Source organism: Symploca atlantica LB2515, assembly GCF_052546295.1.
In genome coordinates this window covers 4848635-4864645 of record NZ_JBQWMT010000001.1, presented here as the reverse complement: position 1 = coordinate 4864645, position 16011 = coordinate 4848635, and the positions used below count along the sequence as shown (strand labels likewise).

Annotated in this window: 14 protein-coding genes; 4 read left to right on the top strand and 10 right to left on the bottom strand. The window is 45.0% G+C overall.

The features are described 5' to 3' along the window. Positions 1-389: 389 nt before the first annotated feature. Entirely contained in the window at positions 390-1061 is a 672-nt protein-coding gene (gene ntcA, locus ACT7WV_RS20200) for a global nitrogen regulator NtcA (RefSeq protein WP_463424282.1), read from the bottom strand. 398 nt (positions 1062-1459) lie between these two features. Between ntcA and fabI the strand changes: the two genes are divergently transcribed. From fabI to ACT7WV_RS20185, 3 genes are all read left to right on the top strand, one after another. Beyond that, entirely contained in the window at positions 1460-2236 is a 777-nt protein-coding gene (gene fabI / locus ACT7WV_RS20195; protein WP_445104609.1) for an enoyl-ACP reductase FabI, read from the top strand. A gap of 77 nt (positions 2237-2313) precedes the next feature. Beyond that, positions 2314-2958, top strand: a complete 645-nt coding sequence (gene hisB, locus ACT7WV_RS20190; RefSeq protein WP_445104608.1) for an imidazoleglycerol-phosphate dehydratase HisB — start codon at positions 2314-2316, stop codon at positions 2956-2958. 187 nt (positions 2959-3145) lie between these two features. Then, a complete protein-coding gene (locus tag ACT7WV_RS20185; RefSeq protein WP_445101400.1) occupies positions 3146-4357 on the top strand; it encodes an RNA-guided endonuclease InsQ/TnpB family protein in 1212 nt (403 codons plus the stop codon). Positions 4358-4504: 147 nt separating this feature from the next. Here ACT7WV_RS20185 and ACT7WV_RS20180 read toward each other — a convergent pair whose 3' ends face one another. The 6 genes from ACT7WV_RS20180 to ACT7WV_RS20155 form a co-directional block, all read right to left on the bottom strand. Further along, entirely contained in the window at positions 4505-5683 is a 1179-nt protein-coding gene (locus ACT7WV_RS20180; protein ID WP_445104607.1) for a transaldolase, read from the bottom strand. 198 nt (positions 5684-5881) lie between these two features. Beyond that, on the bottom strand, positions 5882-7096 hold the full coding sequence (locus ACT7WV_RS20175; protein ID WP_445104606.1) for an acetate kinase: 1215 nt from the start codon (positions 7094-7096) through the stop codon (positions 5882-5884). Between the two features lie 53 nt (positions 7097-7149). Beyond that, positions 7150-7521, bottom strand: coding sequence for a cyclic nucleotide-binding domain-containing protein (locus ACT7WV_RS20170; protein ID WP_445104605.1), 372 nt, complete (start codon positions 7519-7521; stop codon positions 7150-7152). A 302-nt stretch (positions 7522-7823) separates the two neighbouring features. Next, a complete protein-coding gene (locus ACT7WV_RS20165) occupies positions 7824-8462 on the bottom strand; it encodes a histidine phosphatase family protein (RefSeq protein WP_445104604.1) in 639 nt (212 codons plus the stop codon). A gap of 133 nt (positions 8463-8595) precedes the next feature. Then, positions 8596-10230: an alpha-D-glucose phosphate-specific phosphoglucomutase gene (locus ACT7WV_RS20160; protein WP_445104603.1), complete on the bottom strand. Its 1635-nt coding sequence runs from the start codon at positions 10228-10230 to the stop codon at positions 8596-8598. A 257-nt stretch (positions 10231-10487) separates the two neighbouring features. Further along, a complete protein-coding gene (locus tag ACT7WV_RS20155) occupies positions 10488-12890 on the bottom strand; it encodes a phosphoketolase family protein (RefSeq protein WP_445104602.1) in 2403 nt (800 codons plus the stop codon). A 523-nt stretch (positions 12891-13413) separates the two neighbouring features. Between ACT7WV_RS20155 and ACT7WV_RS20150 the strand changes: the two genes are divergently transcribed. Then, positions 13414-14052: a class I SAM-dependent methyltransferase gene (locus tag ACT7WV_RS20150; protein ID WP_445104601.1), complete on the top strand. Its 639-nt coding sequence runs from the start codon at positions 13414-13416 to the stop codon at positions 14050-14052. 124 nt (positions 14053-14176) lie between these two features. On the opposite strand, the gene ACT7WV_RS20145 is transcribed toward ACT7WV_RS20150, so the two are convergent. From ACT7WV_RS20145 to ACT7WV_RS20135, 3 genes are all read right to left on the bottom strand, one after another. Continuing rightward, on the bottom strand, positions 14177-14623 hold the full coding sequence (locus ACT7WV_RS20145; protein WP_445104600.1) for a hypothetical protein: 447 nt from the start codon (positions 14621-14623) through the stop codon (positions 14177-14179). A gap of 84 nt (positions 14624-14707) precedes the next feature. Beyond that, positions 14708-15049, bottom strand: a complete 342-nt coding sequence (locus tag ACT7WV_RS20140) for a 2Fe-2S iron-sulfur cluster-binding protein (RefSeq protein WP_445104599.1) — start codon at positions 15047-15049, stop codon at positions 14708-14710. A gap of 267 nt (positions 15050-15316) precedes the next feature. After that, a complete protein-coding gene (locus ACT7WV_RS20135; protein ID WP_445104598.1) occupies positions 15317-15931 on the bottom strand; it encodes a hypothetical protein in 615 nt (204 codons plus the stop codon). Positions 15932-16011 lie beyond the last annotated feature (80 nt).

The window sequence follows — 16011 nt, the reverse complement described above, 5'->3', positions numbered from 1 at the left end:
AAACAAAACTTCACAAGCAACGCGCCATCCAGATATCTGGACGGCGCAAGATAAATAAATCGTTAGTTGAATTCTCTAACTAAAATTACTGACTTTTTTTTTGATATTATCCTTTGGTAAGTACTAGCTCTTACTCGCTGTTGCTGCGCCCACTATTGCTAAATTTGCGCGCGCTAGGCTAGGAAGAACTATACCGAAAGGATTCTCGGTCATCACTGACGACCTGACAGAGCTTTTGAAGATGCCATCTAGACTAACGATGTTGTGATCATCACTGCCTAAAGCACCTTCAGTACTAGCAATTTGTCCCCCCTGCTAGCACAGCTCTTACGAGCAGCTCTTTTTGTCCCTCAGCCTATGGTCGCTGTAGGTATAGTCTTGTTGCCAGATTAGGTAAATTGCTGACTTAAAACCACCGGATTATGGACGGTAATTTTCTTCTTGTGAATAGAAATCATCCCTTCGGAACGTAGATCCCCCAGCAATCGAGTGACTGTAACACGGGTTGAGCCAATCGCTTCGGCGATCGCTTGATGGGAAAGCTTTAAGTCAATTGTGATACCGTCGGTGCTAGGTATCCCAAAATCTCGACAGAGAATTAACAAAAAACTGACCAATCGAGAACCCATATCACGGTGAGCCAAAGTCTCAATCATCATTTCGGTTTGCAAGATCCGAGATGACAACCCGCGCAGCATCAACATCGATAGCTCTGGGTTGTTATGAAGGGCTTTTTCTACCTGATCAATCTGGGTTGAGAGCAGTTCTACCGGAGTAAAGGCAACTGCGTGGTAAAACCGATCAGAGCGGTGGCCCGTAATCAGTGATAGAACGCCGAAAACACTGTTTTCTCGCAATAGCGCCACAGTGATTTCTTCTCCTGCCTCATAAACCCGAGAGAGTTTAACGGCACCTTTGAGCAAAAAGTAAACCCGTTCCGCTGGATCTCCGGGGAAGAAAATTGTCTTACCCCGCTCAAAGGTTTCTACGACCGGTGGAAATGCCCCACCGCCCATCTGACGGAACACATGTGCTAACGGTCTATCTTGTGTCACGACCATATCTGTTTCTCCTGCACCAATGCCTAGTAGACTTGGTGTCAATTCGTTGCCGGCGAAGCTTTAGGCTCACAAACCGACCTGAGACACCCTGACTTGTATCCAAGCATACTCATCCGAGTCTCAGATAGTTTTTGTAAAATATACTACAAAATAGACAGGGATTTAGATTTATCTTAAATATTTGGCTTGTAATGCTAATTTTGGCAGCATAACCAAAGGCAGGGTTCTGAGGCTAAATCGGTAAGCCCCAAGCAAAAATCAGTTTTTCCCAGTTAACCAATTAACCGACCAGTCAAGTATGAGACTGACCAAAATAAATTGGTCTTATGCACCCGGTTGATGGCAGTTGACAATTTCTGTTGGAGTAATCGCCAAGTAGCCTTACTATATTTACTATTATGCTTAATTTGACTGGAAAAAACGCTCTCGTCACAGGTATTGCTAATAACCGTTCCATCGCCTGGGGCATTGCCCAGCAGCTTCACGCGGCCGGTGCTTCTTTGGGTGTGACTTATCTACCCGATGAAAAGGGTCGATTTGAGAAAAAAGTTAAAGAGGTGGTAGAACCTCTCAAACCCAGCATCTTTCTGCCCTGTAACGTTCAGGATGACGCCCAGATTGATGAAACTTTTGCGGCGATTGCTCAACAGTGGGATAAGCTCGATATTCTGATTCATTGTCTCGCCTTTGCTAATAAGGAAGATTTATCAGGGGACTTTAGTAAAACTTCCCGACAGGGTTTTGCCCAAGCCTTGGATATCAGCACTTACTCCTTGACTAGGCTGGCAGCAGCAGCCAAGCCTTTGATGAAAGAAGGTGGCAGTATTGTCACCCTGACTTACTTGGGCGGGGTTAAGGTCATACCCAATTACAATGTCATGGGGATTGCCAAGGCGGGACTGGAAATGAGCGTCCGTTACTTAGCTGCTGAACTCGGACCAAGCAACATTCGGGTAAACGCGATCTCCGCTGGTCCAATTCGGACTCTAGCATCCTCTGCGGTTGGGGGAATCCTCGATATGATTCATCACGTCGAAGAAATAGCACCTCTGCGCCGTACTGTTACTCAGTTGGAAGTAGGAAACGCGGCGACTTTCTTGGGTAGCGATTTGGCAAGTGGAATTACTGGTCAAGTCTTGTACGTGGACGCCGGATACGAGACGATGGGGATGTAGAGCTGCTCTTCGGCTTGAGGATAGCCGAGTAGACAATAGTAGCAACGGTCGTGTAGGTAAACGGAAGCTTAGATTTTATGCAGATCAGTGACCGTAGTATTCTTAATAGCCAAAGCCAAGAGCAACAGCTAGACGCGAGGAAGGCTTCTGTCAGCCGTACTACGGGAGAGACAGATGTACAAGTCTCGTTAAATTTGGATGGCACAGGGGCTTGTACAGCCGCCACTGGTGTCCCCTTTCTCGATCATATGCTGCACCAGATTGCCTCCCATGGTCTGATTGATTTGGAGGTACGGGCAACGGGTGATTGGGAAATTGATGATCACCACACGAACGAAGATGTGGGGATCACCCTGGGACAAGCTTTGGCGAAGGCGCTAGGTGATCGCAAAGGGATTGTCCGCTTCGGTCATTTTTTGGCTCCTTTAGATGAGGCGTTGGTTCAGGTAGCTCTCGACTTTTCCGGTCGTCCTCACTTAAGCTACGGTTTGGCAATTCCCACACAGCGGGTTGGTACTTATGATACTCAGTTAGTGCGGGAGTTTTTCGTAGCAGTGGTCAATCATAGCCAGATGACGCTGCATATTCGTCAATTGGATGGGATCAACTCGCATCATATTATTGAAGCAACTTTTAAAGCTTTTGCCAGGGCAGTAAGAATGGCAGTGGAAGTTGATCCCCGTCGTGCTGGCACGATCCCCAGTTCCAAGGGTGTATTGTAGGTTGAGCGATCGCTTTTAGGACTTTGAATTGCGAAAAAGCGGAGTCAAGGTATTTTACCGTCATTTATTTGAGTATTCCCCTCGCCACATCCTCGGAATTTGACCGAAAATAATGGGATTCAAGCCTCCCCCCTTCCAGGGGGACTTTGTTTATGATATGTTTTTGATGTAGGTTTTTCCACGTCAAATGATTGTCTTAGAGTTCAAGGCTAAGGGAAAAACAACTCAATACGCTGCTATAGATGAGGCGATTAGAACCGCTCAATTCGTCCGCAACAAAGTTATCCGTCACTGGATGGATAATCGAGGTGTAGGACAAAAAGAGCTGTATCGCTACAACACTAAGCTCAGAGCTGAGTTTCAATTCGTGAAAGCCTTGAACTCTCATGCTTGTCAGGTTGCAGTTGAAAGAGCCTATAGCGCTATTGCTCGGTTCTACAGCAATTGTAAGAAGGCTATTCCAGGGAAGAAAGGCTATCCAACGTTTAAGAAAAATTGTCGATCACTCGAGTACAAAACTTCAGGATGGTCGCTTTCTGCCACCCGAAAACAAATCACTTTCACGGATAAGAAAGGGATTGGCAAGCTTAAACTCAAAGGGACGTGGGATTTAAACTACTACCAGTTAGAACAGATAAAACGAGTTAGGTTAGTGCGTCGTGCCGATGGGTACTATGTTCAGTTCTTGGTAAGTGCCGAGAACAAAGTAGACATTAACCCAACAGGTAAAACTATTGGATTAGATGTTGGACTCAAAGAGTTCTACACCGATAGCAATGGACACACTGAAGCTAATCCTAGGTTTTATCGAACAGGCGAGAAGCGGCTGAGGTTTAGACAACGCCGTGTTTCTCGCAAGAAAAAAGGCTCAGCCAACCGTAAAAAAGCCATTAATCGACTAGGACGAGTACACCTCAGAATAAGTAGGCAACGTGAAGAACACGCCAAAAGACTGGCGCGTTGCGTAATCCAATCTAACGATTTGGTAGCCTATGAAGATTTGAGGATTAGAAACTTAGTTAAAAATCATTGTCTTGCCAAATCTATTAATGATGCAGGTTGGTATCAATTCAGGAAGTGGCTAGAGTATTTCGGGGTTAAGTTTGGCAAGATAACTATTGCGGTTAATCCTTCCTACACTTCGCAAAAATGCTCTAGTTGTGGCACTCTTGTCAAAAAGTCCCTATCGATGAGAACCCATATTTGTCAGTGTGGGTTCGTGTTAGATAGAGACTGGAACGCCGCTATCAACATCCTGAAATCAGCCTTGAGTACCACAGGGCATGTGGGAACTTGGGTCATCAACCCGAACGCTTTGGGAGATTCGACCTCTACTTTGATTGGAGAAATCCTGTTAAAGCAAGTTGGGTCTATGAACAAAGAATCTCCGCACTTATAGGACGGAGAGTGTCAAATAAAAAAATAGCCATATTTAATTGCGATTAAACATGGCTATCTAATACTTGCTTAGCTAATTTATTCCTGTTGAGAGTAGCTGAATAGTTAATACCAATTTCAGCTTACTACCAACCAATTGCCAATAGAATTAAACTGCTGCCAAGTGGAAGGCTGCTCCCAGCCCAGCGGCCATTTCTTCAGGAGAGATTTTGCCGTCCTTATTAATATCAAGAGCATCAAACACGGCATCGGTTCCTGCCCATTCTTCACGGGTAATGAAACCGTCATCATCTAAGTCATAAACCTGGAAAATATCCTTGGCAGCATGACTAACAGTTGTCTCTCCTTCAAGGCGTGCTAGCCTCTCTTCTAGGAGTTTTTCCAGAGCAATCAAAGCTTTCGAGAAGCCACTAATCCCTTCCTCCAGTTTTTGAGATGCCATGGGATCCTCCGCATGCATCCGCTCAAAAGTTGCTTTGTCGATTGAAATTTTTTCAATTTCAGCACTAGCTGCCTTTTTCGGATCTAGCTTACGGGGTAAATCCCCTGTAGTTGATTGCAACTCATCCAGGAGTTTAGGTGAAATAGTTAGCAAATCACAGCCCGCTAACTCGGTAATTTCCCCAATGTTACGGAAGCTAGCCCCCATTACCTCGGTGTTGTAACCAAATTTCTTGTAGTAGTTGTAAATTGTGGTCACTGACAACACACCAGGATCTTCAGCCGGGGGATAGGAATCTCGTCCGGTTTCCTTCTTATACCAGTCCAAAATCCGCCCGACGAAGGGAGAGATTAGTGTTATGCCACCTTCGGCACAAGCAATCGCCTGATGCAAACCAAAAAGTAACGTCAAGTTGCAGTGGATGCCTTCTTTTTCCAGAACTTCGGCGGCGCGAATGCCTTCCCAAGTTGAGGCAATTTTAATCAGCACTCGTTCACGGGATACCCCAACGGCTTCGTATTGGGAAATCAGATCATGAGCCATAGCAATTGTTGCTTCGGTATCGTAGGATAACCTCGCATCTACTTCTGTAGAAACCCGCCCTGGAATGATTTCCAGGATACGACGTCCGAAAGAAACTGCTAGTCGCTGGAATGCCAAGGAAGCCACCTCAGAGGCGGGCGCACTGCTACCAGCATCTTCTCTAGCTTGTTTTAAGGTTTCATCAACAATTTCTTGGTACTGCGGCATTTGAGCAGCCGCCGTAATCAGCGAGGGATTAGTCGTAGCATCTCGCGGTACAAAGGTTTTGATCGCATTGATATCACCAGTGTCGGCAACAACTGTCGTCATTTCACGCAGTTGTTCGAGTAAATTCTTAGCCATTGTCAGTTCCTGTAATTTAGGGTTTTGTTCAAGGTCAACGAAAGTCTAAACTTTCCCCACACCGTGATCTAAGCCAAGGCTAACCGATTTCAGCTTAGGCTAAATGTTGCAGGCTTTACATACACCCTATGCTTCACTTTCTCTGGAAAAGTAGAGAGTGTAAAGTGGGAAAATAATTAAGATTATTGCCTGCTAAGTTTAAGATCTATACTGATGCCAACATTGGCGAGCAATTGCCCAGTCTTCTTCAGTATGCACCACCAACACTGGCACGGTTGAGTCATGACTAGCAACATCAAGATTCACGGGGGATGAAGAGTTTTTCTCTAAATCTAGCTTCACCCCCAGAAACTCAAAAGCTTCACAGGCTTTCTGGCGTACCTCTGGATTATTTTCTCCAATGCCTGCGGTAAACACCAGCGCATCTAAGCCGCCGAGACTGGCAAGCATCGCCCCGATCAATGCTCGCAGTCGGTGGATAAAGATCTCAAGGGCTAATTGAGCGCGTTTGTTGCCTTGAGCGATCGCTTCTTGAATAGTTCGCAGATCGGCGGAAATGCCCGAAACCCCCTTAAAACCAGAAGCTTTATTGAGCATTTCATCCAACTGAGCTGCGTCTAAATCGTATTCTCGCATCCAGTAGATCAAAATTGCTGGGTCAATTGAGCCACTGCGGTTACCCATCATTAACCCTTCCAGCGGCGTGAATCCCATAGTCGTGTCAATGCTGACACCATCTTTAATAGCTGCCAAAGAACAGCCATTACCCAAATGGCAAGTAATTATTTTAAGGGAATCTAAAGGTTTGCCAAGGATTTGAGCACTACGTTCAGCGCAGTATTGATGGCTGATGCCATGAAAGCCATAGCGACGGATGCCTTTCTCAAACCACTCGTAGGGTATAGGATAAACCGCTGCTTCCAGGGGGATTTTACTGTGAAAAGCGGTGTCAAATACTACTAGTTGAGGAATATCCCCTAAAACCTGCTCAATAGCTTCAATTCCCTCTAAGTTTGCGGGGTTATGGGCGGGTGCTAGGGTAGATAAACGAGCGATCGCCTCTTTGACTTCAGGAGTAACTAAAGTCGGCTGAGTATAATCTTGCCCCCCGTGCACCACACGATGACCCACTATGTCAATTTCTGATAGCTGATCTAATACTGGTGTTTCCCCCTGAGTCAGGGTGTCTAGCATCTGCGCCATCCCTTGATGACGGTCATCGGATTCTAGTTTAGTTTCTTGTGTTGCTCCCTGAACTTTAACTTTGAGGACACCACGACCATTGGCGACACTCCAGTCAATGTTAGCTTCCCACAACGGTTTTGGGGATTGCTCCGGCAAAGTCTCGCCGCTTAACTGATATAAGCAACTTTTCTGAGAACTTGAACCCGCATTAAGCACTAAGATTTTCATGGGGTTAAATATAGTTAACTACCCAAATTTTGCCCAAAAAATCAATAGCAGTATTAGACTTCACGCTTCAAACGGCGCAGACGAGTTGAGTAACTTCTAATCACGCCAAGAGCAAACATCGGTGTTTCTTGAACTGCAAACAAAAATCGCTCTTCGTCGAGTGTAGCCAATCGGCAATCAGTTTTAGCAATAGCTGTTGAGGCTCTATCTCCTGTTTCTTGGACTAGTGCGCCTTCGCCAAAAACATCACCATGCTTAATTGTTTCTACAACCTTGCCATCAATGAACAACTCTACCTCTCCTTCGATGATGCCATACATAATATCTCCGGGTTGTCCTTCCTCAAAAATGACTTGGCCCGCCGAAAAGACTTGAGGTTCTGGCTGTTTTTGAAAGATAATTACTGTTTCTGCCGGTGTCAGCATGGCTTGATGATTCCTGTAAATAGGGATTGAGAATTCAAGATATCTCGATCTAGCGGCGCTTAAAAGGGAACAAGTAACGGGCAACACTTAGAGGTAATAAATAATAGGTTTGGGTACAAGACGTATAGACGAGAATGCCCTTGTCTTTACTCACCGGATGGATTCCCAAAAAGGTAGAGTCTATTACTTGTTACTTGTTACCCTTCGCTCCGCTCAAGGGCATGCTTATTACTTGTTACTTGTCCGTCACTAACATACCCTAAAGTTTGACTTAATTAGCGAATATTTTGGCTCAATTGGTACTAATTACCCGGTAGATGGCGTAATTGTTCACTCAGATGAGATCGATCGCCTAATACCTTAAGTAAGGGGCCGCGAGTACCATACTCGACAATGCTGACAGAAGCAACCTGCATACCAATGCGATCGCGAAATCTACCGACATCGATACCTAGTAGCAAGCAGAGCATAATACGGATTGTGGCTTTGTGAGATACCACCAGTACATTACCCGCATCGCAACTGCGTTCAATTTCGTCAATTACAGCAAAACTACGACGGGCAATATCTACACCCTTCTCTCCCCCGGTGGGAGAATTCCAGCCTGGATCATTTAACCAGCGAATATATTCATCATGGAAGTCACGATCCACTTCCTCCGGTGATTTTCCTTCCCACTTACCGTAGGCAATTTCTTTAAGTCCATCCCTGAGTTGCATTTCCATACCCGCAGCCTCACACAAAGGTTTAGCTGTGGCGATGGTGCGACGCATTGGACTAACAAAAACCGCTGTCCAAGGTATGGTTTTATAGGCAGCAGCAAAATCAGACGCCATCTGCCTACCTTCTGGAGTTAATTCCACGTCCAGCGTCCCACAATAACCTCCTTGACGACTGGCGGTTGTTTCCCCATGGCGTAGGAAATATAGCGTTAAACTCATGAATTAGTTCTGCAATAGGGTTGATATTCGGTATGGAAAGATCGGGGGAGCAGAACTTAAAAATTTAAAGCAAAATTATCTTTTTAGTTCTCAATTTCAGAAGCCTTACTCCCCCACTTCTCTTGCTTTTTCTTTATGTAATTACAGTTGGTTGTTCCCTTCCTGTAGAGTCCTTAATCTGAGCTACTTGCTCGGCAATTTCAATTAATGGTGCTAATGCTTTTTGGGTATCTTGGTCATGTTTACTAGCATCCGGTTCGTAGCTTTCTAAATAAACTCTGAGTGTGGCTCCTTTTGTTCCCGTACCAGAAAGGCGAAAAACAATACGAGAACCATCAGTAAAGACAATGCGAATACCTTGTTTATTACTGACGCTACCATCTACTGGGTCAGTGTAGCTAAAATCATCACTGTAATCGACTTCGTAGTTACCCAGTTGCTTACCTTTCATTTCTGGAGTCATCTGACGCAGACGTTCCATCAGTTCCCCAGCTTTTTGAGCGTCTACTTCTTCATAATCGTGGCGGGAATAGAAATTGCGACCATAGGTTTGCCAGTGACTACGAACAATTTGCTCTACTGATTCACCCCGTACTGCCAGGATATTCAGCCAGAATAACACTGCCCAGAGTCCATCTTTTTCCCGGACGTGGTTAGAACCAGTACCAAAGCTTTCTTCACCGCACAGGGTTGCTTTACCAGCATCGAGTAAATTGCCGAAAAACTTCCAACCTGTGGGAGTCTCGTAGCAGTCAATTCCCGCTTGGGCGGCTACTCTGTCTACAGCGCCACTGGTAGGCATTGATCTGGCAACTCCTGCTAGACCTTGACTATAGCCTGGAACCAGGTGAGCGTTGGCAGTTAACACCGCTAAACTATCACTGGGAGTAACAAAGAAATGGCGTCCTAAGATCATATTGCGATCGCCATCTCCATCGGAAGCTGCACCAAAAGCTGGGGCGTCTTCACCGAAGAGGATGTCTACTAGATCGTGAGCATACACCAAGTTAGGGTCGGGGTGACCACCACCAAAATCTTCCAAAGGTGTGCCGTTAACCACTGTCCCGGCTGGTGCTCCTAAGCGATGCTCTAAAATACTATGAGCATAGGGTCCAGTCACAGCGTGCATCGTATCCATGCACATGCGAAATTGTCTGGAAGTTAGTAACTCCTGAATGCGATCAAAATCAAACAGGGACTCCATTAATTGCGTATAGGGCTGCACGGAGTCGAGCACTTCGACTGCCATAGAACCTAATTTAAATTCACCCAGCTTGTCTAGATCAATATCCTCTGCTTCCAGGATTTTATACTGCTCAATCTCTTTAGAACAAGCATAAATTGCCTCAGTTACCTTTTCCGGTGCTGGGCCACCATTGCTGGTGTTGTACTTGATGCCAAAGTCACCCTCTGGGCCACCTGGGTTGTGACTGGCGGAGAGGATAATGCCACCGAATGCTTGGTATTTACGGATTACGCAGGAAGCAGCCGGGGTAGACATAATACCACCACGACCAACTAAAATCCGCCCAAAACCATTGGCTGCTGCCATTTTTAAGATGGTTTGGATAGCTTGGCGATTATAGTAGCGACCGTCGCCACCAAGAACCAACGTCTTACCCTGAGAGCCTTCCAGGCTATCGAAGATTGACTGGACAAAATTTTCTAAGTAATGAGGTTTCTGGAAAACCGTAACCGCCTTGCGTAGCCCTGAAGTTCCGGGCTTTTGGTCGGTAAAGGGTGTAGTTGAGATAGTGGCTATATTCATGAAAATCTCAAAAGAGCTACCTGTAAACTAATTTGACACACTCCCGACGCTGAAGATCATCTTTAGTAGGGGAAGCAAATTAAGCCATGTCTTGATTCGTCTACTGCACAGAAAGTGGGAGATTTCCTTCTCTTTTTGGGGAAGTGGTTTTGTCAAGGAAATTTACACGGGAGATTTCCCCACAGCAGAGAAAATAGAAAATTGAGCTGCATCTGCCAGAATTTGGCTGACATGTGGCCTCAATTTTCCCTTTTCAATTAACTATTTTCCCTTGAGTCAGGCCATTGCCAATCACGAATCTCAGGCATATCTTCACCGTACTTAGTAATGTAGTGCTTGTGTTCAATCAATTTATCGCGCAGATGCTGTTTGACATAAGCCGCTGCGTACCCCAACTTCGGCACTCGATCAATTACGTCTCCTACGAGGTGGAAGCGGTCTAGATCATTGCGTACCACCATGTCAAACGGTGTCGTTGTCGTTCCCTCTTCCTTATAACCCCGGACATGGAGATTTTTGTGATTTGTCCGGCGGTAAGTCAGGCGATGGATCAGCCAAGGGTAGCCGTGATAAGCAAAGATAATCGGCTTGTCTGTAGTGAAGAGAGTATCAAATTCCTTATCCGACAGACCGTGAGGGTGTTCACTTTCCGGTTGAAGCTTCATCAGGTCAACCACGTTAATTACCCGTACCTTGAGCTCATGGAAGTTTTGCCGGATTATGTCAACAGCAGCCAGGGTTTCTAAGGTGGGAACATCTCCCGCACAAGCCATCACCACATCCGGTTCACTACCTTGGTCATTGCTGGCCCACTCCCAAATGCCAATCCCTCCTGTGCAGTGCTTAATCGCTGCTTCCATATCCAGGTATTGCAACTCAGGTTGCTTACCCGCCACGATAACGTTGATATAGTTGCGGCTGTTTAGACAGTGGTCAGTTACAGACAGCAGGGTATTAGCATCAGGGGGTAGGTAAACCCGGATGACATCTCCCTTTTTATTAATCACATGATCAATAAAACCAGGGTCTTGGTGAGAAAAACCATTGTGATCCTGCCGCCAGACGTGGGAAGTTAGTAGGTAATTAAGAGAGGCAATGGGCCGACGCCAAGCAATGTCGTTGCTAGTGGTCTTCAGCCACTTGGCGTGTTGGTTGAACATCGAGTCAATGATGTGGATAAACGCCTCGTAGCAAGAGAAGAAGCCGTGGCGACCAGTAAGTAGATATCCTTCTAGCCAACCTTGGCAAGTATGCTCACTGAGGATTTCCATGACACGACCATCCGCAGCCAAATGGTCGTCTTCTGGAAGGATCTCGGCTGTCCATGTCCGATTAGTTACTTCAAGTAAGCTACCGAGGCGGTTTGATACGGTTTCGTCCGGGCCCATCACTCGGAAATTATTCATATTGAGTTTCATCACATCCCGCAAAAAGCACCCCATAATTTGAGTTGCTTGTGCAATAACAGCACCTGGTTTGGACACTTCAACCGCATAATCCCGGAAATCTGGCATTTTCAGGTTTTTTAGCAAAATGCCACCGTTAGCATGGGGGTTGGCTCCCATACGGCGATTGCCTTGAGGTGCCAACTCTGCTAGTTCGGGAATTAATTGTCCGTTTTCATCGAAGAGTTCTTCCGGCTTGTAGCTTTTCATCCAGTCTTCCAGCATAGTCACGTGTTCTGGATGGGAAGCTAACCCCGATAAAGGGACTTGGTGCGATCGCCAATAATCTTCGGTTTTTTTGCCATCGACTTCTTTCGGGCCTGTCCAACCCTTAGGCGATCGCAAAATAATCACCGGCCACTGGGGACGTTTAGTATACCCGTTAGTACGAGCCTCCTGCTGGATTGCTTTAATCTCTGCAATCACCGTGTCCAAGGTTTGGGCCATCAACTGATGCATGGTTTCTGGTTCAGAACCCTCAACAAAATAGGGTTTGTAGCCGTAACCAATAAATAAGCTTTCCAATTCCTCGTGAGAAATCCGTGCTAACAGTGTCGGATTGGCAATCTTGTAACCGTTGAGGTGTAGAATCGGCAGCACCGCACCGTCGCGCACTGGGTTGAGAAACTTGTTCGAGTGCCAACTAGTTGCCAGAGCACCTGTTTCCGCTTCTCCGTCACCAACCACGCAGGCGACAATTAAGTCGGGGTTATCGAAAGCAGCGCCGTAAGCATGAGATAGTGCATAACCCAGTTCTCCCCCTTCATGAATCGAGCCAGGGGTTTCGGGAGCAACATGGCTAGGGATGCCACCAGGGAAAGAGAATTGTTTGAAGAGCTTCTTCATCCCTTCGGCATCTGGGGAAATGTTGGGGTACACTTCACTGTAGGTGCCTTCTAGGTAAGTATTGGCAACTAGACCAGGACCACCATGACCAGGCCCTGCGATGTAAATAACGTCTAAATCTTGAGCTTTAATGACGCGGTTTAAGTGTGCATAGATGAAGTTCAGCCCCGGAGTCGTGCCCCAGTGACCTAGTAACCTAGGCTTGATGTGTTCTAAGTTTAAGGCTTCTTTGAGTAGTGGGTTGTCATGTAGATATATTTGTCCGACAGAAAGATAGTTAGCTGCACGCCAGTAAGCATGAATCTTGCGCAGTTCTTCTGCGGCAAGGGGACTTTTTTGTTGTGTAGGTCTGGTTGGTGTTACTGTCATTAATTATTCCCCTTAATTCTTATTAAATTTTTACGCTTTACTAGGTTCAGTTTTCATTTTCTTCACGATAACTGACAGAACATAGCTTTTTTATAAAATTTTTACTTTTACCACAATATGATCTGCTTAGCTCAAACTTAAGCTACTTTTATAATCTGTTTTTAACCTATTCTTAAAAATGCTTACCTCAGGCTACTGATAATAGAACTTATCTCACGATATTTGTAATAAAACTTGAAGTATCAAACATCTACCAATAGTTATATAAACATCTTGAGTAACATAGATAATTATCTGCATTAAGTTGTGACAATGCTGGCAAATACATCTCTTGTTCATCTATGATTTTTGCAATAAGTCTAATAGTAAGTCTATGTAATTAAGCACACAAAAATTACCGGGAATTTTAATACAAACCCTTAAAGGTGCCTAGATATTTCTGAAGTTTGTGGCAAGATAATCTTTATTACTCTACTAATAATGGGAAAATAATCTTTATTACTCTACTAATGAACAGTTACCGATGTTGGAACCCAGCCAATCTCAAGTAGAAAATAAAATTTATCAGCCTAATTGGTCTGCATACTATGATGCTGTTGTTGGTCGTCCCCCCCGAGAGACACTCCTGAAAGCATTAGAACTTTTTGATGGAGAAAACTCAGCTGCTGAATCGCCCTTGGCAGTGGATCTTGGTTGTGGGGAAGGACGCGATACAATAGAACTCCTGAAGCGCGGTTGGCGGGTATTGGGAATTGATGCTCAACAAGAGGCAATCTCACGTTTGCTGAGTCGTCCCGATATAACTGCTGAACGCCTAGAAACCAAAGTCAGCGGCTTTGAAGAGGTAAGCTTGCCAGAGTCAGTAGATTTGGTCAATGCTAGTTTTTCACTGCCTTTTTGTCCGCCAGAATATTTTCCCGGTTTATGGCAAAAAATTGTAGCCTCTCTGCGCTCTGGTGGTCGTTTTTGTGGTCAACTATTAGGTGAGCGTGACTCTTGGTCAGTTTATACCTCGATGAATCATCACACCCCTGAACAAGTAGAAGAGTTACTCCAGCCTTTTGAAGTTGAGGCATTTGAGGAAGAAGAGCATCCAGGAAAAACAGCTTTGGGTCAACAAAAACACTGGCATCTTTTTCAGATTGTGGCTCGCAAGCGTTAGAGTTAAGGCAAATGGAAAAAGGATTTTGGATTAAGATCACAACCAGCACCTGAGTTCATCCATAGAGATAATCCAAAATCCAAAACCTGTCCTGAGCGAAGCGGAATGATCCAAAATTGAGTTACTATCCCTGTACAGCATTCTCGCCAATATTTGCAGGATCTAAACCTTGTTTAATCCAAGTTAGACAATCTTCTTCAGATGCAAAAATTCTCGGAGCTGCCACATTTTTTAAACTATCAGGTTTATAGTGATCGTAGAAGCATTTACCTAACTCTTGGTAAACGATAATCAGATTGTGGTTATAGATGTAGCGCCGTCTAAAATAATCACCACTCTTGACCACATCTGAGTTTTCATCAAGAAATTCTTGGGCAATATTGATAATAATGTCGAGTCTATTGGAACAGATGCCAGCGGGATTTTCTACCTTGTGAAACCTACCTTTATTCCCCAATTCAGAGATTAATCTGTAGGAATAGATAGAACGACCATCAATTATGCTAAAAACAAAGGGAATAATTAAATGTCCTTTGTGGGAAACCGATTTTTCGTACAGTAAGCGACTCATCTTAAATACCCTGGTAATTTTTTAGTGTGAGTGTTTATTGCTGGCGTTTTTGCCAGACTTCAAAAAAATTAAACAGTTTCAAAATCACTTATTTTGATCAGTATCAGGAATTAAGTAGAGAGACGATTTGTATAAAACTTGTTCTTGGTGAGTTTCGAGTGTGCAGTCAGACAAGGGATAAGCAACACAGGTTACGGTGTACCCTGCTTCTATTTCCGAAGCTTGTAGAAACTTTTGCTCACTTTGATTAACTTCACCTTTCACGAGTTTGGCAATGCAGGAAGAACAGGTTCCTTCTCGACATCCAGCAGGTAAGCGTGCGCCAGCTTCCTCGGCCATATCCAGAATGTACTGATCATCAGGTACTTCGATAGTGTGGTCGAGGTTATGTGCTAGGTTTACCAGCCGGACTAAATACACTGCCATCTGTTGCTCCTTGAAAATTCGCCTTCCCCCTTATCTAAATAGTGCCAGTCTGGGATCACTCTAGTAACATCTGAGCTAACATTCTGAAATAAAAATTAAAAAATACCCTTTTGTCGCTAAGGTTACTTGACAAAAGGCGCATTTGAAAATGCTGCCCTGTTCTGGGTAGCTATTCTTCATTGATTGACCGAGTGCTGACAAAAACTACTAAGTCTAGGGTTGAAGTTAAACCCTCTGTTTATAGTTTCTCAACCTAGTACTCTACCTCTAAGCTTCGTTGCGGGACAGTTCAACCCAGCGCTGATGCAAGAGTTGCCTCATTTCCTGCATCACTTCCGGCAAATCGAGAAACTGCTGACTCTGCACTTCGATTTCTGGAGCTAAAAGATTCAGAGATGCACAATCTCTACAAAAACGCAACACTTGTCGCCAACCAAATAACCAGTCTTTGCCCTCTTGTTGATGGGTAAGAATCGGTTTAAGCCGTTCTTCTTCCCTTTGAATCGCCTGTGCTTTTTTTCCCCAGGCATCTCTCCAGTGTTCGATTACTTGATGCCACTGCTGAACTATTTCGGTTTCATCGCTATCGTCGTACCAATCTCGCTCAACTAACAAAACTTCCCCAAGTTGTTTGAGACTCACACGGTCGGTACAACTCTCAATAGTAACTAAACCCTGCTCAAACCACAGCGGCAATTGACGGTAACTGACAAATTTGCCACGACCTTCAACAAATTTTACCCAGACCTGATTTTGCCATAACTCTAGGCGCTCGATTTGCTTGAGGGGGACTTTCAACAATACGGAAACTTGAAGGCGTACTTGCTCTAATGGCAGTTGTGTTGTGTCGATTAATCCTGAGGTGATTAGGTTTTGGGACATTGATAGATCACTCTGATTTTAGGGGACGCATAAGCCCAAAATTTAAGCTGCTCCCCGCCGTTTGCCATGGGTTGTCGAGG